Genomic DNA, 20,164 nt, shown 5'->3' with positions numbered 1-20,164 from the left:
GGCGCACCTCTCTCTAGAATTGGCGCCAATTTACGCAACCATTACGTCGCAACCATTACGTCGCAACCATTACGCCGCAACCCGGGAACCGCCGCCGCGCCAGGCGCCGCCGTTTCCCTTTTTCACGCATCACGAGGATTTCCATGCAGGCCGAAGCCGCAACCGTCTCTCCGCTCGATCAAGCTCGCGCGCGCGCCATCTACGATCTGGGCCACAGCACCATCTTCGCGTCGCGCAGCGACCCGCGTTTCTCCTATTGCATGTATGTGCCGCCGCACCTGGACGCCGCGCAGCATCCGATGGAACTGGTCGTGATCGTGCACGGCACCGGCCGCGCCTTCGTGGAATACCGCGACGCGTTCGCCGAGTTCGCGCGCTGGAACGACTGCATCGTGCTGTGCCCGCTGTTTCCCGTGGGCGTGCTGGGCGACGGCAACCGCGACGGCTTCAAGCAGCTGCGCGAAGGCGAGATCCGCTACGACCAGCTGCTGCTCGACATGGTGGGCGAGGTGGGCGAGAAGTTCGGCCGCAACTTCCAGCGCTTCGCGCTGTTCGGCTACTCGGGCGGCGGGCAATACGTGAACCGCTTCACGCTGCTGCACCCGGACCGCCTGTGGGCCAGCTCGATCGGCGCGCCGGGCTCGGTCACGCTGCTCGACCCCGAGCAGGACTGGTGGGTCGGCACGCGCGACGTGCAGGCGCGCTTCGGCAAGGCGATCGACCTGGACGCGCTGCGCGCCCTGCCGGTGCACATGGTGGTGGGCAAGGCCGACCTCGAGACCTGGGAAATCACCCACCGCGAGGGCGGCAAGTTCTTCATGCCGGGCGCCAACGATGCCGGCCGCAACCGCCCCGAGCGCCTGGAATCGCTGCGCCGTTCGTTCATGGCCGCGGGCGTCAACGTCACGCTCGATATGGTCGACAACGTGCCGCACGACGGCCTGAAGTGTTGCGCCGAGGTACAGGACTTCCTCGCCGGCGTGCTGCGCCAGATGCGCGCGCCCCAGGGCTGACCCGGTGCCCGCCCGTTTCCGCCGCGCCGCGGCGCAGTCATAGGAGAGTGCCATGCTACGTTTCGCGCTCGCCCGTATCGTCATGGCCATCCCCACGCTGCTGATCGTGGCCGTGGCGGTGTTCGTGCTGATCCGGCTCATTCCCGGCGACGCCGCCCAGCTGATGCTGGGCGACATGGCCACGCCGGCGGCGCTGGCCGACCTGCGTGCCAAACTCGGCCTCGACAAGGACTGGGTGACCCAGTTCGGCCTCTGGGGCAACTACGCGCTGCACGGCGATCTCGGCACCTCGATCAACACCGGCCAGCCAGTGCTGGGCCTGGTGTGGGACCGCTTCGTGGTGAGCGCGCGCGTCGTGCTGGCCGCGGTGCTGTTCGCCACGCTGGTGGCCGTGCCGGCCGGCATGATCGCGGCCTGGAAGCAGAACCGCGCGCCCGACCTGATCCTGGTCGCGGGCGCCACGCTGCTGGTCTCGATTCCCACCTTCTGGCTCGGCCTGCTGCTGTTGCTGTTCTTCGGCCTGAAGCTCGACTGGCTGCCGGTGGTGGGCTACGTCTCGCTCAGCACCGACTGGAAGGCGGGCCTGCTGTACCTGGTGATGCCGGTGCTCACGCTGTTCCTGCACGAGATCGGCGTGCTGATGCGCATGGCGCGCGCCAGCACGCTCGAGGTGCTGCGGCTGGACTACATCACGCATGCCCGCGCCAAGGGTCTGTCGGAGTCGTCGGTGCTGATCCACCACGCCTTCCGCAACGCCTTCGGCCCCACCTGGACCCTGATCGGCCTGGTGCTGGGCAACCTGCTGGGCGGCATCGCCGTGGTCGAGACCGTGTTCACGATCCCCGGCCTCGGCCGCCTGCTGGTCGATTCGATCTTCGCGCGCGACTACCCGGTGATCCAGGGCTGCCTGCTGTTCGTGGCCGTGATCTACGTGGTGGTCAACCTGATCATCGACCTGTGCTATCCGCTCTTCGACCCCCGGGTGACGGCAGAATGAAAAAACGCACCGCAGCCAATGCCCTGATCGGCGGCACCATCGTGGCCATCGTGGTGATCGCCGCCATCATGGGCGCGGTCTGGACGCCCCACGATCCGCTCAAGATCAATTTCGTCTCGCGCCTGAAGCCGCCCAGCGCCACGTTCCTGCTCGGCACCGACGAGTTCGGCCGCGACGAGCTGTCGCGCCTGCTGGCGGGCGCCTCGTCGAGCGTGCTCATCAGCCTGCTCACGGTGGGCTTCGCCATCGTGGCCGGCACCCTGATCGGCACCCTGACGGGTTTCGTGCGGGGCTGGACCGACCGCATCATCATGGCCTTCAACAACGCCCTGCTGGCGTTTCCGGGCCTGCTGCTGGCGCTCGGCCTGCTGGCCGTCGTGGGCGCCAACAAGTACGGCATCATCCTGGCGCTCGGGCTGGCCTACACGCCTTCGGTGACCCGCATCGTGCGCGGCACCGTGCTGTCCCTGCGCGAAAAGGAGTTCATCGAGTCCTCGCGCGTGCTGGGCAACTCCGAGCTCTACACCATGTTCCGCCACGTGCTGCCGAACTGCGTGGCGCCCATCACCGTGCTGGCCACGTCGATGTTCGGCTGGGTCATCCTGGCCGAGAGCGCGCTGTCGTTCCTCGGCCTCGGCGTGCCGCCGCCCGCGCCCACCTGGGGCAACATGCTGGCCGCCGCGCGTCCGTTCATGGCGCAGGCCAGCTATCTCTCGATCTTTCCCGGTCTGTGCATCGCGCTGGCGTTGCTGGGCATCAACCTGCTGGGCGACGCCGTGCGCGACCGCCTCGATCCGCGCATGAGGGGTGCCTGATGGCCGCACTGGTTTCCGTTTCCGGTCTGACGCTCACGGTGGGCGAGGGCGGCCGGCAGATCGTCAGCGACGTGTCGTTCGAGGTGGCGCCGGGCGAGATGGTGGGCATCGTGGGCGAATCGGGCAGCGGCAAGACGCAGGCCGCCCGCGCCATCATGGGGCTCACGCCGCCGCCGCTGGTGTGTGCCGGCGGGGCGATCCTGTTCGAGGGCACCGACGTGACGCAGGCCTCGCCGCGCGCCTTGCGGGCGCTGCGCGGCGCGCGCATCGGCATGGTGTTCCAGGAGCCCATGACCTCGCTCAATCCCTCGATGCAGATCGGCCGCCAGCTCGACGAGGGCCTCAGGCTGCACCGGCGCGACCTGGACGCGGCGGCGCGCCGCGCCCGCATCCTCGACATGCTCGGCCGCGTCGGCATCCGCGATCCGCTGGCCGCGCTGTCGGCCTGGCCGCACGAGTTTTCCGGCGGCATGCGCCAGCGCATGATGCTGGCCTCGGTGATGCTGCTCGAGCCCGCGCTCCTGATCGCCGACGAGCCGACCACCGCGCTCGACGCGGTGGTGCAGCGCGACGTGCTCGAGCTGATGGTGGCGCTCACCCGCGAGCACAACACCGCGGTGCTCATGATCAGCCACGACCTGCCCATGGTGGCGCGCTACACCGAGCGCGTGGTGGTGATGCAGCAGGGCAGGGTGGTCGAGACGGGCCGCACCGACGACATCCTGGCGCGGCCGCAGGAGCCCTATACCCGCAAGCTGCTCGACGCCATGCCGCGCCGGCTGCCCGCGCGCGCGCCGGCAGCCGACGCGCCCATCATCGAGGTGCGCCAGCTGGTGGTCGACTACGCCGGCCACCAGCGGCTGTTCTCGCGCACCGCCGCCAAGCGCGCGCTGGGCGGCATCGACCTGACCGTGCGGCCGCGCGAGGTGGTGGCGGTGGTGGGCGGCTCGGGGTCGGGCAAGACCACGCTGGGCCGCGCCATCGCCGGCCTGCTCAAACCGGCGGCGGGCGAGATTCTGTTCCGCGGCCAGCCGGTCGGCCGCGACTCGCCTGCCTGGCTCGAGTATCGGCTCAATTGCCAGATGGTGTTCCAGGATCCCTATTCCTCACTCGATCCGCGCATGACCATCGGCCAGCTCGTGGGCGAAGGGCTGCGGCTGGTGGGCTCGCTGACCGCGGGCGAGAAGCGCCGGCGCGTCGACGAAGTGCTGGTCGAGGTCGGCCTGGGCCCCGAATACGCCGGCCGCTACCCGCACGAGATGTCGGGCGGCCAGCGCCAGCGCGTGGCGATCGCGCGCGCCATCGTGCGCCGCCCGGCCTTCGTGATCGCCGACGAACCCGTGTCGGCGCTCGACGTGACGGTGCGGGCACAGGTGCTGGACCTGTTCGCGGACCTGCAGGAAAAGCACGGATTCTCGTGCCTGTTCATCAGTCATGACCTGGGCGTGGTCGAGCAGGTGGCCGACCGGGTGGTGGTGATGAAGGACGGCGCCATCATCGAGCAGGGCACGCGCGACGAGATCTTCGACCGCCCGCGCGATCCCTACACACGCTCGCTGCTGCGCGCGATTCCGGCGCTCGAGTCCACCCAGAGCGGCGGCGTGCGGCTGCGCTGGCGGCTCGAAGACGAAGCGCAGGCCGGCCAGCGGGCCACGGCCTGACGGCGCGTGACGGCGCCGCCACCCCTGGCGTCCGTCATTGCCGCCCGCCGCCGCCGATCCGACGGCGGCGGGTTTTGCATAAAATGCATGCTCGATAATTGCATGCCTAACATCGCGGGAGCACGTCATGCCGAAATCGGCCGCGCCGAAAACGGCCTCAACCGTCCAGTCCAATCTGGCCGACCGCATCGCCCAGGACATCCAGGCCGGGATGTACGGCCCGGGCGCCTGGCTCAAGCAGATCGATCTGCAGGACCGCTATGGCGCCAAGCGCCTGGACGTGCGGCGCGCGCTCGACCAGCTCGCGGGCAAGCGCCTCATCACCCACATCCCGAATCGCGGCTATCACGTGTTCGCGATGGACCCGCAGCGTCATGAAGAGCTGCGCGAGATCCGCCTGCTGCTCGAAACCGGCGCGGCGGCCGATCTGATGAACAACGTGACCGCCTCCAAGCTGCGGCTCGTCAAGCAGCTGGCCGAGCGCTTCAACGGCCTGCTCAAGACCGGCACCCTGCTCGAGCAATACGAGGTCAACCTGGCCTTTCACGCCGCGGTCTACGACATGTGCCGCAACCGCGAACTGGCCGCGCTGATCCTCGAGATGCGTAGCCGCGGCCCGTCGGCCGTGGCGCGCGAATGGGTCACCCACGCCCGTATCGAGAAGTCGGCGCGCGAGCACTTCGAGATGGTCGAGGCCATCGAGGCCAACGACGTGAAGCGGCTGCAGAAGGTCATCACGGCCCACATCAACCAGGACGTGTCCTGATCCGCGCGCGGCCCCGCGCCGCCCGCATGCGCATCGATTGCGGCCCGCCTCGTGCGGGCCGCGCCGCTTTCAGGGATACCCCGGATGGCACGCCCCGGTGGGCCGCCCATAATAGGCGCTTTCTTTGGCGCCAATTTATTGGAAAATCTGGCGCGGCAGCCTGGAGTCTCTTCATGTCCTTCACCACCTACGCCCGGCCGCTCGCGCTGGTCCTGGCCCTGTCGGCCGCCTGGGGCGCGCACGCCGCCACGCTCACCATCGCGCAGCCGGCCGACATCCGCTCGACCAACCCGGGCGTGAACCGCGACAACACCACCGACGGCGTGGTGCTGAACATGGTGGAAGGGCTGGTGGGCTACCGCGACAACGGCACCGTGGGCCCGCTCCTGGCCCGGTCGGTCGAGGTCTCGGAAGATGGCCTGACCTACACCTTCGCGCTGCGCGAGGGCGTGAAGTTCCACAACGGCGCGGTGCTCACCTCGGCCGACGTGCTGTGGAACTGGCAGCGCTACATGGACGCCGGCACCGACTGGCGCTGCCGCAGCGATTTCGACGGCCGCAACGGCCTGAAGGTCACGGAGGTGAGCGCGCCCGACGCGCACACGGTGGTGATGAAGATCGACCACAAGTCCGCCGTGTTCCTCGACTCCCTGGCCCGCACCGATTGCGGCATGACGGCGATCATCCACAAGGATTCGCTCAAGCCGGACGGCACCTGGGACAAGCCCATCGGCACCGGCCCGTTCCAGTTCAAGGAATGGAAGCGCGGCGAGTTCGTGCTGCTGTCCGCCTTCAAGGACTACCAGTCGCCCGGCAGCGGCAAGCCCGACGGCTTCCTGGGCGGCAAGCGCCCGTTGGTCGACGAGGTGAAGTTCCTGGTCGTGCCCGATCCCTCCACCATCAAGGCGGGCCTGATGTCCGGCGCGATCGACGCCAGCCAGGTCACCAACACCGACGTGGCCGACCTGCGCGCCAACGGCAAGGTGAACGTGTTCGTGCCGCACGACGCCACCAAGCACGTGCTGCTGCTCCAGACCCGCGACCCGCTGTTGAAGAACGTGAAGCTGCGCCAGGCCATCGCCGCCTCGCTCGACATGCCGCAGATCGTGCTGGCGGCCTCCGAGGGCCTGGGCCAGTTCAACAATTCCGGCATCCACACCAGCTCGGCCTATTTCGACGCGGCGCAGAAGAAGGGCTACGACTACGACCCCGCGCGCGCGCAGAAGCTGTTGCAGGAAGCCGGCTACAAGGGCGAGCCCATCGTCATCTATGCCAACAAGCGCACCCACGTGCCGAGCTACCAGGTGGCGGTGATGGCGCAGGCGATGATGCAGTCGGTGGGCATCAATGCGCGCATCGAGGTGATCGAATGGGCCACCCAGCTCGACCGCTACAACTCCGGCAAGTACCAGATCAGCTCGTTCTCGTACTCGTCGCGCCTGGACCCGGCGCTCAGCTATGAGCAGTTCACCGGCGACAAGGACAAGCAGCCGCGCAAGGTCTGGGAAGACCCCGAGGCGCTCAAGCTGCTCGACGCCAGTTTTGCCGAGTCCGATCCGGCCAGGCGCCAGGCCATCTTCGACAAGATGCACGCGCTGATGCTGGCGCAGACGCCGCTGATCGTGCTGTACAACGGCGCCGACGCCTGGGCCAACACCTCGCGCGTGCAGGGCTTCTCCGTCTGGGAAGGCAAGCCGCGTGCGTGGGAGACCACCGTCGGGCAATGAGCCTGCCGCCAGGCTGGCGCGACCGGCCGCACTTCGGTGCGGCCGTTTTCATTGCGCGCGCAACGGCATGCGCCCATGAAAAAACCCGGGGCGGGCCCGGGTCGAGTATGGCGCTGCGGGGCGGGCCGCTACTTCGCGGCGCGTTCCACCTCCCACGCGCGCGGCTTCTTCACGGCCCACGGCGTGTAGCCCTTGATGTCGTTGCGGTAGGCGCCGATGTCCAGGCCGTTGTAGAGCGGCACCAGCGGCACGTCGGCCAGCATCAGCGTGTGCAGCTGGTCGAACAGCTGCTGGCGCTCCGCGTGGTCGGCGCTGCGCGAGGCCTGCTCGACCAGCGCGATGGCCTTGGGGTTGTCCCAGACCTTGCGCGGCTGCTTCTGCTTGTCGCCGGTCACCATCTCGTAGCTCAGCGCCGCGTCGAGGCGGGCCGAGTACGGGAAGGTCATCATCTGGTAGTTGCCGGCGTTGTAGCGGTCGAGCTGGGTGGCCCATTCCATGACCTCGAGCCTGGCATTGACGCCGATCGCCTGCAGCATGGCCTGGATGATGATGGCCGAGTTGTACGACTGCGGGTAGCGCTTGGTCGTGATGATGACCAGTTCCTGGCCCTTGTAGCCGGCCTCCTTCAGCAGCCGCTGCGCCAGTGCGGGATCGTAGTCCCAGCCCTTTTTCTCGACCGCGCCGTAGTAGGGCGAGACCAGCGGCACCAGCGAGTTGTTGGGCTTGGCCAGCCCCTCGCTCACCGCGGCGGTGAGCTGCGGATGATCGATCGCGTGCGCCAGCGCCTGGCGCATCCTGGGATCGGCCAGCAAGGGGTCGCGCGTCTGCAGCAGCAGGCCGGTCACGCTCATCACCGGCGCATGCGCGACCGTCACGCCCTTGAGCGATTGCAACGGCGCCACGTCGTTGTTGGAGACATCCTCGATGATGTCGATGTCGCCGCGCTGCAGCGCCGCCTTGGCGGTGGCGTCGTCGGGCACGATCACGAAGCGCACCGCGTCCACCAGGGGCCGCTTGGAGCCGGTATAGCCGTCGCGCTTGCCGTCGAGATTGGCGTACTTGGGGTTGCGCTTGAGGCTGACGTACTCGCCGCGCTTCCACTCGTCGAGCACGAACGGGCCGGTGCCGATGGGCCGGTCCCAGCTGCCGTCCGGCCTGACCGAGTCCTTGTGCACGATGCCGGTGCCGCCGCAGTCGATGCGCGCCAGCGAGGCGAGAAACAGGCCCGAGGGGGCTTCCAGGTGGAACACCACGGTGCGGGCGTCGGGCGTGTCCACGCCGGTGACCTTGGCCGGGCCGCGGCCGTCGAACTCGCTCAGGCAGCGCCAGCCGGACTTGGGCGCCATGTAGTGGTCCCAGGTCCATTTGACGTCGGCCGAGGTGAGCGGCGCGCCATTGCTGAAGGTCACGCCCTCGCGCAGCGTGAAGGTGTAGGTCTTGCCGTCGGGGCTGATCTCGACGGAGCGGGCCAGCATCGGCCGCACCTCGGCGTCCTCGCCATAGGCCACCAGGCCTTCCACGATGTGCATCACCAGCGCGTCGCTGTTGCTGTCGCGGTTCACGCCCGGCTCGGTCGAGCGGATGTCGGCGGTGAACGAGATGCGCAGCGGCGGCGCGGTCTGGGCCTGCGCGGCGGCGCCCGCGAGCGCGAGCGCCACCAGGGCGGCGGTTCGGTTCAGTTTCATCGGCGGTGTTCCCCTTGTATATCGTCGTAGGCGGGCCGGGGCGCGGCCCCGGACCCTGGTGCCGGCCTCAGGCCGCGCTGGCGAGCAGCTGCGGTTCGTCGGTCAGGCTGTAGCGCGTGAACGTGCGGTTGAGCGCGGGCAGCGGCGCCACCTCCATCAGGCCGGCGGCCGGCTCCATGATGACCATCGAGACCGTGGCCGACAGATTGTCGTGGCTGCCCGGACGGGGCGGGCGGCAGACGGAATAGGGCGCGCCGAAGTCGTCGAACAGCGCGCGCTTGAGGTCTTCGCGCGTGAGCTTGTCCTGCTCGTTGAGCAGGCGGCGCACGCGCCAGTCGCGGTAGGCGCTCTCGGGCGTGCTGGCGCGGCCGGTGTCGCGCAGCTTGCCCAGCGCCACTTCGCTGACCCAGTGATTGGCGTGCACGATCAGGTCGTCGTTGCCGGGATAGATCGGGAACGCCTCGTCGGTGGTGCACTCGAAGTCGATGCCGAAGCCCTGCGCCATGCCGATCATGATGTTGTTCGAGCACGACTTCGGCGTGGTGGCCACCGCCTTGAGCGCCAGCGCGAAATGGCTCTGCTCCAGCACCTTGCGGCGGATCAGCGAGAGCGGCACGCCGAGCTGGCGGAAGTCGCGGTCGGATTCCAGGTAGTTGGCGGTGATGGACACGCCGGCGCTGTTCAGGCCGCTACGCGCCAGCCCGCCCGCCTCCACGAAGGTGAGGAAGTCGGGCCCGTTGTCGTTGCGCACGCGCAGCACGATGGCGGTCTCGGCGCACTCGGCGCGCCAGTCCCAGTTCTGGCCATGGATCAGGTTGCCGTTGGCCGAGCGGGTCGGCAGGATGAGCGCGCCCGTGCAGCCGTCGCCCGGCTCGAGTTCGGCGGCCTTCTTCTTTTCGGCGCGCGCCTTGGCGATCACCTCGGTGCGCGCGTTGATCATGACCACGTCTTCGAACGCCACGTCGGCACCGGCGGCGATGCCGCGCATTTCCTCGAGGTAGTGCGGCGCGAACGCCTCGATCTCGCGTGCGAAATGTGCAATCAGGCTGCTGCGCGCGGCGGCGTCGTAGCCCAGCTCGACCAGGGTCTGGCCGTACATCGCGGCGCTCTTGCGCACGCGCTCGCGCGCCTGCTGGCCGTAGGAGCGGCCGCGCTCCTCGGGATTGCCGGACACGGACACGAAGGGAAACTGCGGGATCTGGGACATGGTGGAAGGCAGGCGCCTGCGCAGGGACGATGGAAGAGGAAAATATTAGATTATTTTGGCGCCAATATAGGGCGCAAAAATCTGAGGGTTTTTCCCGATGCTGGACGCGCGAGCCGGGCCGCGCGAGCGGCGCCCGGGCGGGAAGGCCCGCCGCGATGCGATTGCACTTCACCTTGGGTAAATGCAAAAATGCGCCCTTGCCCGCGCGCCGCGCGCCTCGGCCAGCGCTGCTTCCGGACGGCGCCGCCGGCCCGGCCGGCCGCGCTCACCCGACCAATCCCGGCTATTCTTGCGCACGCCCGTGTGCACGCAACGCGTCGCCGTAACTTGCTCTTCTGAACGTCGAGGCCTCCCTCCATGTCCGGACCGTCCACCGTCCTGAACCGTATCGTCGACCTGCTGCGCCAGGACGACGTGCCGGTCGGCACCCATCTCGCCGCGCAACAGCTGGCGGTCCGCCTGCGCGTGTCGCGTTCGCCCGTGAACGAGGCGCTGGCGCGGCTGCAGGAGCAGGGCATGCTGCGCCACGTGCCGAATCGCGGCTACTTTCTGGCGCAGCCGCTCGACACGTTGAGCGCGCGCGCCACGCGGCGCCTCGGCCTGGGCGAGCCCGACGAGGTCACGCGGGTCTATTTCCAGCTTGCCGAAGACCTGCTGCGCGGCGACCTGCCTTCCGCCTGCACCGAAAGCGCGTTGCGCATGCGCTACGACCTGACCGCCGCGCAGGTGACCGCGCTGCTGACCCGCATCGCGCAGGAGGGCTGGGCCGAACGCACGGCGGGCTACGGCTGGGCCTTCTCCGAGATGATGACCACGCCCGACAGCCTGCTGCAGTCGTACCGGCTGCGGCTCGCGCTCGAGCCCGCGGCGCTGCTGGAGCCGGGCTACCGCATCGCGCCCGAGGTGCTGGCGCGCTGCCGCGCGGCGGAGCAGCGCCTGCTGGACGGCGCCATCGGCACCGACTCGCCCGACCAGCTGCACGATCGCGGCGTGCGCTTTCACGAGGCGCTGGTGGAAGGCAGCCACAATCCCTTTTTCATCGACACGATCCGCCGCGTGAACCGCGTGCGGCGCCTGCTGTCGTACCGCTCCATGCAGAACCGCGAGCGCTACATCGAACATTGTCACCAGCATCTCGAGATCCTCGACCTGCTCGAGGCCGGACGCCAGCGCGAGGCCTCGCGCGCGCTGGCCCACCATCTGGGGCGCACGCTCGAAAACCTGGCCGGCATCCGGCCGTTGCTGGCATCCTGAACCCGTCCAAGGAGCTTCCATGTCTGAAGATTCGCAGCTGCGCGACGCCTTCGCGCCCACCGGCCGCCTGCGCGCCTCGATCAACGTCGGCAATCCCATCCTGGCGCACGGCGACGTGGCCGCGGGCCGCGCCGGCGGGGTCTCGGTCGACCTGGCCGGCGAGCTGGCGCGCCGCCTCGGCCTGCCGCTCGACCTGGTGGTGTTCGCCTCCGCCGGCGAATCGGTGCAGGCGGTCGAGCAGGGCCAGGCCGACATCGGCTTCTTCGCCATCGACCCGAAGCGCGGCGAGCAGATCGCGTTCACCGGCCCCTACGTGGTGATCGAGGGCGCCTACCTGGTGCGCGACGACTCGCCGATCGCCACGCGCGACGCGGTGGACGTGGCGGGCAACCGCGTGACGGTGGGCAAGGGCAGCGCCTACGACCTCTATCTCACGCGTGAACTCAAGCACGCCGCGATCGAACGCGCGCCGACCTCGCCGACCGTGGTGCAGACCTTCATCGACGGCGGCTTCGAGGTCGCGGCGGGGGTCAAGCAACAGTTGCAGGCCGACGCGGCCCGCCTGGGCGGCCTGCGCCTGCTCGATGGCCACTTCATGCTGATCCGCCAGGCCATGGGCCTGCGCAAGGCGCGCGGCGAGGCGGCGGCCGCCTATCTGTCGGCTTTCGTCGAGCAGATGAAGGCCGAGGGCTTCGTGGCCGAGGCCCTGAAGCGCCACGGGATCGAAGGGGCCGCCGTGGCGGGTCCCGGCGCCTGAGGCCGGCCCGCAAGCCATGTCGCGTTCGGAACGCCTGCTCGCCCTGCTGCAGTCGCTGCGCCAGCATCGCGTGCCGGTGAGCGGGCGCGTGCTGGCCGATGAGCTGGGCGTGAGCCTGCGCACGCTCTATCGCGACGTGGCCTCGCTGCAGGCCCAGGGCGCCAGGATCGAGGGCGAGGCCGGCGTGGGCTACGTGCTCAAGCCGGGCTTCATGTTGCCGCCACTGATGTTTTCCGACGAGGAGATCGAGGCGCTGGTGCTGGGCTCGCGTTGGGTCGCCAAGCGCGCCGACCCGCATCTGGCGCAGTCGGCGCGCAGCGCGCTGGCCAAGATCGTGGCGGTGCTGCCGCCCGACCTGCGGCTGTCGGTCGAGACCAACGCGCTGTTCGTCGCGCCCCGGCAGTCGATGGCGGTGGATCGGGTCGACGCCAGCCTGATCCGGCGCGCCATCCGCCAGGGGCACAAGCTGCGCATCGATTACGCCGACGTGGACGGCCGGGAGAGCGCGCGCGTGATCTGGCCGATCGCGATCGGCTTCTTCGACGAGGTGCGCGTGGTGGTCGCGTGGTGCGAGCTGCGCGGCGACTTCCGTCACTTCCGCACCGACCGCATGAACGCGCTGCAGGGCTTGCCGGAGCGCTATCCGCGCAGCAAGCACGTGCTGCTGCGCGAATGGACGCGGCTGCAGCGCATCGCCGAGACGCACGCGCCCAAGGCCGTCACTGCTGACGGAAACTGACAGCAGGCGGGCCTAAGCTGGCGGGCTTCTCGACAGGAGTCCGTCCATGAGCAGTCCCAACCTGATTCTTCTGTATGTGCAGGACCCCGCCGCCAGCGCCCGTTTCTACCGCGAGCTGCTCGGGCGCGAGCCGGCGCAGGCCTTTCCCGCCTATGTGGCGTTCGCGCTCGATGGCGGGCTGATGCTGGGCCTGTGGGCCACCCATCGCGTCACGCCGCCGCCGCCCACGCGCGGCAATCGCGGCGAGCTGGCGTATGCGGTGACCGACGATGCGGCGGTGGCGCGCATGCATGCCGACTGGGTGGCGCGCGGCATCGAGATCGAACAGCCGCCGCATGCCGACGTGTTCGGCCTGACCTTCGTGGCGCTCGACCCCGACGGCCATCGCATCCGCGTCTGCCCGGCCTGATACCTCTGGTTCCACCTTCGATTTGGCGGCGGCGGGAGGCAGGCGCACAATGGCCGTATCGAATGACACAGGCGCCCGGCGGTCCGGCCGGCGCGCCGCCTGGAGACGATCATGCGTGCACGTTATTGCCTGATGCTGGTGCTGGCGAGCCTGGCGCTGTCCGGTTGCGCCGGCAACGGCCAGCCCGGCCCGCCGCACCCCGGCGCCGTCAACCCCTGGAGCAACGGCGGCTTCCGCGACGCCGGCCCCAACTATCCCGACACCGGTCCCTGAGCCGGGGGCCGCCGCTAGCGCAGCGGCAGGCCCACGTCGCGCTTGACCTCGCGCAGCGACAGCATCGACTCCACCGAGGTCACGCCGGGCAAGGTGCGCAACACGTCGCGCACGAACAGGCCATAGGCCTCGAGATCGCGCGACACGATCTGCACCAGGTAGTCCGCGCTGCCGGAGATGTTGTGGCAGGACACGATCTGCGGCAGCGCCATCACCTCGCGCTCGAAGCGTTCCGACACGGTGCGGTCGTGCGTGTTGAAGCGGATCTGCGCGAAGGCGATCACGCCGAGGTCCAGCGTGCGGCGCGACAGCACCGCCCGATAGCCCTCGATGAAACCCTCCTGCTCGAGCCGCTTGAGCCGGCGCGCGCACGGGGTTTCGCTCAGGTTGACCTGCTCTGCCAGGCGGCTGATCGGCAGCCGGCCGTCACGCTGCAGGACGGCCAGAATGGCGCGGTCCACGCGATCCAGGGTATTCAAGGTGCTGTCCATGCGTAATTCGTCAAATGTTGGCGGATTCCCCCAATGATATAGCAGGAAACCGCGGCAAATTGCCGGGAAATCCGGGTCCGGCGGGCGCATCATGTCGTCCGTCACATCCCCTCGAAGGACCGGCCCGGAGCCGCCATGATCACGCTGTCCACTCTCTCGGTTTTCATCGGCGCGCTGGCCGTGGTCTATGCCCTGCCGGGGCCCGACATGGCCCTGGTGCTGCAGTCCAGCCTGACGCGCGGCGTGCGCCAGGGCGTGGCTACCGCGGCCGGGCTGGCGCTGGCGCGGGCGGCCCACGTCACGCTGTCGGCCTGCGGCCTGGCGGCGCTGTTTCGCAGCGCGCCCTGGCTCTACGAGACGGTGCGCATCGTGGGCGCGCTCTACCTGATCCACATCGCCGTGCAGGTGTTCCGCTCGCCGCTGTTCCGCCTCGACGCGGCCGGCGTGGGCGTGCCGCCGGGTGCGTGGCGCGCCTCGATGCTGCGCGGCGTGATGGGCAACCTGCTCAATCCCAAGGCGCTGCTGTTCTGTTCGGTGCTGCTGCCGCAGTTCGTCGACCCGCAGGCCGGCCCGGTGTGGTCGCAGATGCTGATGCTCGGCGCCGTGCTGGTGGCCGTCGGCGTGGTGTTCGACGTGGCGCTGAGCCTGGGCGCGGCCGGGCTCTCGGGCTGGCTCAGGCGCCATCCGCGCGCCCAGACCGTGCAGCGCTGGACCTTCTCCGGCGTGCTGATCGCGTTCGCGCTGAAGCTGTCGACGTCCTGATCAGCGGGTCCAGGCGAGCCGGTGCAGCTGCGCCATCGCCAGCGGATCATCCAGCAGCTTGAGCCGCAGCGCGTCGTCGAGCGGGGCCGACGTGGCCAGGGCGGCGGCCGCCACGGCAACGCGTTCGGCGCGCGCGGCGGCGCCCGCGCGGCCCGCTTTGCGCCGCGCCGCGCCCATGGCGCAGACCAGCGCGTTGAGCAGCGGATCGTGCACCGCCCGCGCGAAGCTCGCCTGTCCCGCGGACCGCTGCCGGCTCGCCTCGACGTAGGCGCGGGTGGCGCGCAGCTCGGCGGGCATGCGGGTCTCTTCGGGAATGCAGAACAGACCCGCCGCGCGCGCGCGCAGGCCCGGGCCCACGCGGCTCGATGCCACCGACAACGGCACGATCAACAACAGCGCCAGCAGGATGGGCGCCATCCAGAACAGGAACACGGGATCGAGCCAGGCCACCAGCGCCGCCCACGCCAGGCCGAGCAGCGTCTGCCCGCCGTGGCGGCGCAGGGCCTCGCGCCAGGAGGTGGCGTCGTTGTCGCGCGCCGGCGAGATCCAGCGCGCCTTCAGCCCCAGGAATGCGGCCAGCACGAAGCGGGTGTGGAACAGCATGCGCACCGGCGCCAGCAGCATCGAGAACAGCATCTCCAGCAGCATGCTCGCCAGTGCGCGCGCCGCGCCACCGTAGTCGGCGGCCGATCGCGCGATCACGTGCAGCACGCCCAGCACCTTGGGCAACAGCAGCAGCGTGAAGGTGGTGCTGAACAGCGCGATGGCCTTGTCCGGATGCCATTGCGGCCAGAGCGGGAACAGCTGGCGCGGCTCGATGAAGTAGGCCGGTTCGGTCAGGCTGTGCACGGCGAGCAGGGCGGTCGACAGCGCCAGGAACAGGAACCACAGCGGCGCGGACAGGTACGACATCACGCCCGTCAGGAACACGGCGCGATGCACCGGATGAAAGCCGTCGGCGAGGAACAGGCGGAAGTTCATCAGGTTGCCGTGGCACCAGCGCTGGTCGCGCTGCAGCTCGTCGAGCAGGTTCGGCGGCAGCTCCTCGAAACTGCCGGGCAGGTCGTAGGCGATCCAGACGCCCCAGCCGGCGCGCCGCATCAGCGCGGCCTCGACGAAGTCGTGCGACAGGATGGCGCCGGCGAAGGCGCCTTTGCCCGGCAACGGCGCCAGCACGCAATGCTGCATGAAGGGCGCCAGCCGGATGATGGCGTTGTGCCCCCAGTAGTGCGACTCGCCCAGCTGCCAGTAATGCATGCCGGCCGTGAACAACGGCCCGTAGACGCGCGTGGCGAATTGCTGGATGCGCGCGTAGAGCGTGTCCATGCCGGCCGCCTGTGGCGCGGTCTGGATGATGCCGGCGTCGGGATGCGCCTCCATCAGCTGCACCAGCGCGCGCAGGCACTCGCCGCTCATCACGCTGTCGGCGTCGAGCACGATCATGTAGCGGTAGTCGGCGCCCCAGCGGCGGCAGAAGTCGTCGATGTTGCCGCTCTTGCGCTTGACCCGCCTGCGCCGGCGGCGATAGAAGATCCGGCCGAAGCCGTCGACCGCCTCGCACAGCGACAGCCAGGCCGATTGCTCGGCCACGCACACGTCGGCGCGATAGCTGTCGCTCAGGATGAACACGTCGAAGTTCGCCAGCGCATCGGTGCGCGCCAGCGACTCGCAGGTGGCGCGCAGCCCGGCGAACACGCGCGCCACGTCTTCGTTGCAGATCGGCATGACGAGCGCGCAGCGCGCCTGCGCGTCGAGCGGCGCGGCCGACAGGCCGCGGGCGGAGATGCTGTGGCGGTCGCGTCCGATCATGAGCTGCACGAAGCCCATCATCGCCGTCCAGAAGCCCGCCGAGACCCAGCCGAACAGCAGCGTGAACAGCACCAGGATGGCGACCTCCAGCCATTGCCCGCCCTGGTAGGGCAGCACGCTCTTCATATAGAGCGTGGCCAGCGTGGTCTGCGCCGCGACCGCGGCGATCAGGGCCAGCCGGCGGCGGCTGCCCGCCAGGCGCCAGGCCTGGCCCGCGTCGGCCGCATTGGCGGTGCGCGCCGCGCGCGTGTCGGGGGCCTGCTGCGGCGTGTCGTCGCGCAGGCGCCGCCAGGCGCGCACGAACGGGTTGGTCTGCCAGGGCCGCGGCGCCATCGGCGTGCGGTGCAGGCGCGGAGCGGGGGCGAGCGTGGCGCCGGCCGCCTCCGCGCGCAACAGCGCCGAGTCGTGCAGCGCCGCGCCCGGGAGCAGGGCCAGCCGCGCGCCCTCGGAGGCGAGCGAGGCCTCGGCCGGCGCGGTGCCGCCGGCGAGGGTCTCGTGCAGCGCGCGCCACGGCTCGGCGCCGGCCGCCGCCGCCTCCAGGCCGCGCGCCAGCATTGCCGCGCGCGCCGCGCCGTCGGGCAGGGCGTCGAGGTAGCCGCGGATCAGCGTGCCGGGGTCACTTGGCGTCGGTGTCATGGGCCGGCACCTGATAGGTCCAGGTCTCGGTGAGCGCGGCGCCGTCCTGCGCGAGCCGCGCGCGCAGCTCCACCGGCCGCGTCGGGTCCTTCTGCATCACGCGCAGCTGGAGCCGCTGCCCGCCCGTCGCGTCGTTGGCGCGCAGGCTCTGCTCCACGATCTCGCCGTTGGCATCGCTCCAGGCCTCCACGGCCGGCGCGGCGGCCAGGCCGCGCAGCGCGGGCCCGACGAAGTCGATCACGTAGGTGATGCTGCCGTCGCTGCGGCGGATCAGGTCCGGTCCCTTGATCTCCTCGCGCGAGCGGCGCGTCTGGGCGGCATGCGCCAGCGCGCTCTGCATCCTGACCGGGTCGTCGCCGGTCCAGGACATGCGGTAGCTCAGGTCCAGCGCCTGGCCCGGCGCGGGCGGCGCGTCGGGCACCCAGAACGCGACGATGTTGTCGTTGGTCTCGTCGCGGGTCGGAATCTCCACCAGCTGCACGCTGCCCTTGCCCCAATCCCCGACCGGCTCGATCCACAGGCTCGGCCGCTTTTCGTAGCGGTCGTCGAGGTCTTCGTAGCGGGAGAACTCGCGCGCGCGCTGCAACAGGCCGAAGCCGCGCGGCGCCGTCACGGCGAATGCGCTGACCGCCAGCCGGCGCGGATTGTTGAGCGGCCGCCAGAGCCATTCGCCGCCGCCCGTGTGGATGGCCAGGCCGTCGGAGTCGTGGATCTCGGGCCGGTAGTTGGGTTTGGGCCAGGGCTGGTTGGCGCCGTACAGATACATGCTCGTGAGCGGCGCGATGCCGAGGCGGCCGACCGGCGCGCGCAGGTAGACGCGCATGCGCACCATCACCTCGGTGGTGGCGCCCGGCCGGATGTCGAAGCGGTAGGCGCCGGTCGCGCGCGGCGAATCCAGCAGGGCATACACGACCAGCGCCGGTTGGCCGGGCGTGGGCCGCCGGATCCAGAACTCGCGGAACGCGGGGAACTCCTCGCCCGAGGCCAGCGCCGTGTCCAGCGCCAGCCCGCGTGCCGAGATGCCGTACACCTGGCCGCGGCCCATCATGCGGAAGTAGCTCGCGCCCAGGAACGAGGCGAGTTCCTCGTTGCGCTTGGCCGGGCTGTTGAGCGGATAGAGCAGTTTGAAGCCGGCGTAGCCCAGCCCCTTGAGCGCGGCCGGATCCACCGGCACGCCGCCGTAATCGAAGTGGGCCGGGTCGAAGCCGATTTCCCGAGTGCCGTCCGGGCCGATCTCGTTGATCCGGACCGGGGTCTTGAAGTGCATGCCCTGGTGGTAGAAGCCCAGCAGCCAGTCGCCCGGGACGTCGCGCCACAGGAAGTGATCCTCGCGCTGGCGCACGTTCTGGTAGCCGGCGAACTTGAGCGATTCCAGGCTGTCGGGCAGTTGCGACACGGGCGCCTTGTACGGGGCGGCGGCCAGCGCCTCGGCCTGGCGCGCGATCTCGGTGAAGTCGACGAACTGCGGCGGCGCGGGCTTGGGCGCCGGCGGCGCTTCCGCCGCGTGCGCCGCGGGAACGGCCAGGGCGGCCCATGCAATCGCCACCCAGGCCGTGGCGGCGCAGGCTCGCCCGAACACCCCACGCCACTTGCCGCCGCGCCGCGCGCTCGCACTGCCGAATACGGATGCCACGTTGTTCCTCGGCCGCTCGGGCTGGGTGAGGGCGGCGCGCCGGGACGGCCGCCGCGAGTCGCGCTGGTGCGCGCCGCGAGTGTAGAGCCGCCCGCGCGGCGCACCAGGAAGCGCACAGCCGTGGTGCGGCGCGCACCGCGCTGGCGCCGGCTTAGGGCGTTCGTCAGGCGCGGCTCCCTACAATCCGCGACTCGTCCTTTCGGCACGGCCGCCGGCCGCCCCTTCCGATGTCGACTCTCGCGGCTGCCTCGCAGCCTGACCCGCTCACGCGCCCCGCGTTCCGGCGCTTTCTCGCGGCGCGCTTCTGCGCCTCGCTGTCCTATCAGATCGTGTCGGTGGCGGTCGGCTGGCAGATCTATGCGCTGTCCGGCAGTCCGCTCGACCTGGGGCTGATCGGGCTGGCGCAGTTCCTGCCCATGATGTGCCTCACCCTGGTGGTCGGCCACGTCGCCGACCGCTACGACCGGCGCAAGATCGTGGCGCTCTGCATGGCGGTCGAGGCGCTGGCCGCGTTGCTGCTCGCGCTCACCGCCCTGCACGGCGTGGGCGGCAAGGCCCTGGTCTACCTCACGGTCATCGTCATGAGCGCGGCGCGCGCCTTCGAGGCGCCCACGCTGCCCACCCTGATCCCGGCCCTGGTGCCGCGCGACTGGATCGCGCGCGCCACCGCCATGTCGGCTTCCACCAACCAGGTCGCCCAGATCGCCGGGCCCGCGCTCGGCGGCATCGGCTATTCGGCCGGCGCGGGCTGGGTCTATTGCGTGGCCGCGGCGCTCTATGTCGGCGGCCTGCTCTGCATCGCCGGCGTGCGCACCGAGCGCGCGCCGCCGCGCAAGGCGCCGACCACCTGGCGCACGCTGTTCGCCGGCATCTCCTTCATCGCCAGCCGGCGCATCCTGCTGGGCACGCTGTCGCTCGACCTGTTCGCGGTGCTGCTGGGCGGCGCCACCGCACTGCTGCCGCTGTTCGCGAAGGACGTGCTCGATGCGGGCCCGTGGGCGCTGGGCGCGCTGCGCGCGGCGCCCGCCTGCGGCGCGGCCCTCATGTCGCTGGTGCTGGCGCGCATGACGCTGGGCAGCCACATCGGCCGCCTGCTGTTCGGCGCGCTGTTCCTGTTCGGCCTGGCCACCATCGCCTTCGGGCTGTCGCGCTCGGTGCCGATCTCGATCGTGGCGCTCATGGTGCTGGGCGCCTCCGACTCGATCAGCGTGGTGGTGCGGTCCTCGCTGGTGCAGCTGCATACGCCCGACGAGATGCTGGGCCGCGTGAGCGCGGTCAACACGCTCTTCATCGGCACCTCGAATCAGCTGGGCGAGTTCGAATCGGGCCTGACGGCGGCCCTGTTCGGCGCCGTGCCGGCGGTGGTACTGGGCGGGGTCGGCACGATGCTGGTGGCGGGGCTGTGGATGTGGTGGTTCCCGGAGCTGCGCCGGCTCCGTTCGCTCGATCCGCCCGCCGCCTGAGGCCCGCGGCGGGCCGCGTGCGCACCAGGGATTTCCCTAGGGAAGGCGTCGAACCCGCGCGGTTGGA

Annotated in this window: 18 protein-coding genes; 13 read left to right on the top strand and 5 right to left on the bottom strand. The window is 70.2% G+C overall.

What is annotated here, in order from left to right:
* Window positions 1–143: 143 nt before the first annotated feature.
* The 6 genes from CEG14_RS21500 (at window position 144) to CEG14_RS21475 (ending at window position 6,979) form a co-directional block, all read left to right on the top strand.
* A complete protein-coding gene (locus tag CEG14_RS21500; RefSeq protein WP_094828440.1) occupies window positions 144–1,013 on the top strand; it encodes a hydrolase in 870 nt (289 codons plus the stop codon).
* 52 nt (window positions 1,014–1,065) lie between these two features.
* Window positions 1,066–2,010, top strand: a complete 945-nt coding sequence (locus CEG14_RS21495; protein WP_094828439.1) for an ABC transporter permease — start codon at window positions 1,066–1,068, stop codon at window positions 2,008–2,010.
* On the top strand, window positions 2,007–2,825 hold the full coding sequence (locus CEG14_RS21490) for an ABC transporter permease (protein WP_094828438.1): 819 nt from the start codon (window positions 2,007–2,009) through the stop codon (window positions 2,823–2,825). The genes CEG14_RS21495 and CEG14_RS21490 overlap by 4 nt, the downstream gene beginning before the upstream one ends.
* The gene (locus CEG14_RS21485) at window positions 2,825–4,486 is read left to right on the top strand and encodes an ABC transporter ATP-binding protein (protein WP_094828437.1); all 1,662 of its coding nucleotides are present in this window, start codon (window positions 2,825–2,827) and stop codon (window positions 4,484–4,486) included. The genes CEG14_RS21490 and CEG14_RS21485 overlap by 1 nt, the downstream gene beginning before the upstream one ends.
* Before the next feature lie 127 nt (window positions 4,487–4,613).
* Entirely contained in the window at window positions 4,614–5,252 is a 639-nt protein-coding gene (locus CEG14_RS21480) for a GntR family transcriptional regulator (RefSeq protein ID WP_094828436.1), read from the top strand.
* A 173-nt stretch (window positions 5,253–5,425) separates the two neighbouring features.
* Complete coding sequence (locus tag CEG14_RS21475) at window positions 5,426–6,979, top strand: ABC transporter substrate-binding protein (protein WP_094828435.1); 1,554 nt, start codon at window positions 5,426–5,428, stop codon at window positions 6,977–6,979.
* A gap of 128 nt (window positions 6,980–7,107) precedes the next feature.
* Here the strand turns inward: CEG14_RS21475 and CEG14_RS21470 are convergent, their stop codons facing one another.
* On the bottom strand, window positions 7,108–8,664 hold the full coding sequence (locus CEG14_RS21470) for an ABC transporter substrate-binding protein (RefSeq protein WP_094828434.1): 1,557 nt from the start codon (window positions 8,662–8,664) through the stop codon (window positions 7,108–7,110).
* Window positions 8,665–8,731: 67 nt separating this feature from the next.
* Window positions 8,732–9,871 (bottom strand): C45 family autoproteolytic acyltransferase/hydolase, encoded by a 1,140-nt coding sequence (locus tag CEG14_RS21465; RefSeq protein ID WP_094828433.1) that lies wholly within the window; start codon window positions 9,869–9,871, stop codon window positions 8,732–8,734.
* A 357-nt stretch (window positions 9,872–10,228) separates the two neighbouring features.
* Here CEG14_RS21465 and CEG14_RS21460 point away from each other — a divergent pair, with 357 nt between their 5' ends.
* From CEG14_RS21460 to CEG14_RS26440, 5 genes are all read left to right on the top strand, one after another.
* On the top strand, window positions 10,229–11,125 hold the full coding sequence (locus tag CEG14_RS21460; RefSeq protein WP_094828432.1) for a GntR family transcriptional regulator: 897 nt from the start codon (window positions 10,229–10,231) through the stop codon (window positions 11,123–11,125).
* Between the two features lie 19 nt (window positions 11,126–11,144).
* Window positions 11,145–11,882 carry an ABC transporter substrate-binding protein gene (locus CEG14_RS21455; RefSeq protein ID WP_094828431.1) on the top strand — a complete coding sequence of 246 codons (738 nt, stop codon included), beginning with the start codon at window positions 11,145–11,147 and terminating at the stop codon, window positions 11,880–11,882.
* A gap of 16 nt (window positions 11,883–11,898) precedes the next feature.
* Window positions 11,899–12,621: a helix-turn-helix transcriptional regulator gene (locus tag CEG14_RS21450; RefSeq protein ID WP_094828430.1), complete on the top strand. Its 723-nt coding sequence runs from the start codon at window positions 11,899–11,901 to the stop codon at window positions 12,619–12,621.
* Window positions 12,622–12,667: 46 nt separating this feature from the next.
* Complete coding sequence (locus CEG14_RS21445; RefSeq protein ID WP_094828429.1) at window positions 12,668–13,030, top strand: VOC family protein; 363 nt, start codon at window positions 12,668–12,670, stop codon at window positions 13,028–13,030.
* A 111-nt stretch (window positions 13,031–13,141) separates the two neighbouring features.
* Window positions 13,142–13,303, top strand: coding sequence for a hypothetical protein (locus CEG14_RS26440; RefSeq protein ID WP_094828428.1), 162 nt, complete (start codon window positions 13,142–13,144; stop codon window positions 13,301–13,303).
* Between the two features lie 14 nt (window positions 13,304–13,317).
* Here CEG14_RS26440 and CEG14_RS21435 read toward each other — a convergent pair whose 3' ends face one another.
* Window positions 13,318–13,794, bottom strand: a complete 477-nt coding sequence (locus tag CEG14_RS21435; protein ID WP_373454223.1) for an Lrp/AsnC family transcriptional regulator — start codon at window positions 13,792–13,794, stop codon at window positions 13,318–13,320.
* 135 nt (window positions 13,795–13,929) lie between these two features.
* On the opposite strand from CEG14_RS21435, the gene CEG14_RS21430 reads away from it, so the two are divergent.
* Window positions 13,930–14,556, top strand: coding sequence for a LysE family translocator (locus CEG14_RS21430; protein ID WP_094828427.1), 627 nt, complete (start codon window positions 13,930–13,932; stop codon window positions 14,554–14,556).
* On the opposite strand, the gene mdoH is transcribed toward CEG14_RS21430, so the two are convergent.
* Window positions 14,557–17,001, bottom strand: a complete 2,445-nt coding sequence (gene mdoH, locus CEG14_RS21425) for a glucans biosynthesis glucosyltransferase MdoH (protein ID WP_094828426.1) — start codon at window positions 16,999–17,001, stop codon at window positions 14,557–14,559. It abuts the gene before it with no gap.
* The gene (locus CEG14_RS21420) at window positions 16,982–18,634 is read right to left on the bottom strand and encodes a glucan biosynthesis protein G (RefSeq protein WP_256985890.1); all 1,653 of its coding nucleotides are present in this window, start codon (window positions 18,632–18,634) and stop codon (window positions 16,982–16,984) included. The genes mdoH and CEG14_RS21420 overlap by 20 nt, the downstream gene beginning before the upstream one ends.
* Before the next feature lie 227 nt (window positions 18,635–18,861).
* Here CEG14_RS21420 and CEG14_RS21415 point away from each other — a divergent pair, with 227 nt between their 5' ends.
* Window positions 18,862–20,097 carry an MFS transporter gene (locus CEG14_RS21415; protein ID WP_094828425.1) on the top strand — a complete coding sequence of 412 codons (1,236 nt, stop codon included), beginning with the start codon at window positions 18,862–18,864 and terminating at the stop codon, window positions 20,095–20,097.
* Window positions 20,098–20,164 lie beyond the last annotated feature (67 nt).

The organism is Bordetella genomosp. 1, from assembly GCF_002261335.1.
Taxonomy (GTDB): Bacteria; Pseudomonadota; Gammaproteobacteria; order Burkholderiales; family Burkholderiaceae_B; genus Bordetella.
Note: the sequence above shows the minus strand (reverse complement) of the source record. Positions and strands in the feature narration are given on the sequence as shown.

Coding starts and splice junctions, on each gene's coding strand:
- CEG14_RS21500 (WP_094828440.1), top strand. CDS start 144: ATGCAGGCCGAAGCCGCAACCGTCTCTCCGCTCGATCAAGCTCGCGCG.
- CEG14_RS21495 (WP_094828439.1), top strand. CDS start 1,066: ATGCTACGTTTCGCGCTCGCCCGTATCGTCATGGCCATCCCCACGCTG.
- CEG14_RS21490 (WP_094828438.1), top strand. CDS start 2,007: ATGAAAAAACGCACCGCAGCCAATGCCCTGATCGGCGGCACCATCGTG.
- CEG14_RS21485 (WP_094828437.1), top strand. CDS start 2,825: ATGGCCGCACTGGTTTCCGTTTCCGGTCTGACGCTCACGGTGGGCGAG.
- CEG14_RS21480 (WP_094828436.1), top strand. CDS start 4,614: ATGCCGAAATCGGCCGCGCCGAAAACGGCCTCAACCGTCCAGTCCAAT.
- CEG14_RS21475 (WP_094828435.1), top strand. CDS start 5,426: ATGTCCTTCACCACCTACGCCCGGCCGCTCGCGCTGGTCCTGGCCCTG.
- CEG14_RS21470 (WP_094828434.1), bottom strand. CDS start 8,664: ATGAAACTGAACCGAACCGCCGCCCTGGTGGCGCTCGCGCTCGCGGGC.
- CEG14_RS21465 (WP_094828433.1), bottom strand. CDS start 9,871: ATGTCCCAGATCCCGCAGTTTCCCTTCGTGTCCGTGTCCGGCAATCCC.
- CEG14_RS21460 (WP_094828432.1), top strand. CDS start 10,229: ATGTCCGGACCGTCCACCGTCCTGAACCGTATCGTCGACCTGCTGCGC.
- CEG14_RS21455 (WP_094828431.1), top strand. CDS start 11,145: ATGTCTGAAGATTCGCAGCTGCGCGACGCCTTCGCGCCCACCGGCCGC.
- CEG14_RS21450 (WP_094828430.1), top strand. CDS start 11,899: ATGTCGCGTTCGGAACGCCTGCTCGCCCTGCTGCAGTCGCTGCGCCAG.
- CEG14_RS21445 (WP_094828429.1), top strand. CDS start 12,668: ATGAGCAGTCCCAACCTGATTCTTCTGTATGTGCAGGACCCCGCCGCC.
- CEG14_RS26440 (WP_094828428.1), top strand. CDS start 13,142: ATGCGTGCACGTTATTGCCTGATGCTGGTGCTGGCGAGCCTGGCGCTG.
- CEG14_RS21435 (WP_373454223.1), bottom strand. CDS start 13,794: ATGGACAGCACCTTGAATACCCTGGATCGCGTGGACCGCGCCATTCTG.
- CEG14_RS21430 (WP_094828427.1), top strand. CDS start 13,930: ATGATCACGCTGTCCACTCTCTCGGTTTTCATCGGCGCGCTGGCCGTG.
- mdoH (WP_094828426.1), bottom strand. CDS start 17,001: ATGACACCGACGCCAAGTGACCCCGGCACGCTGATCCGCGGCTACCTC.
- CEG14_RS21415 (WP_094828425.1), top strand. CDS start 18,862: ATGTCGACTCTCGCGGCTGCCTCGCAGCCTGACCCGCTCACGCGCCCC.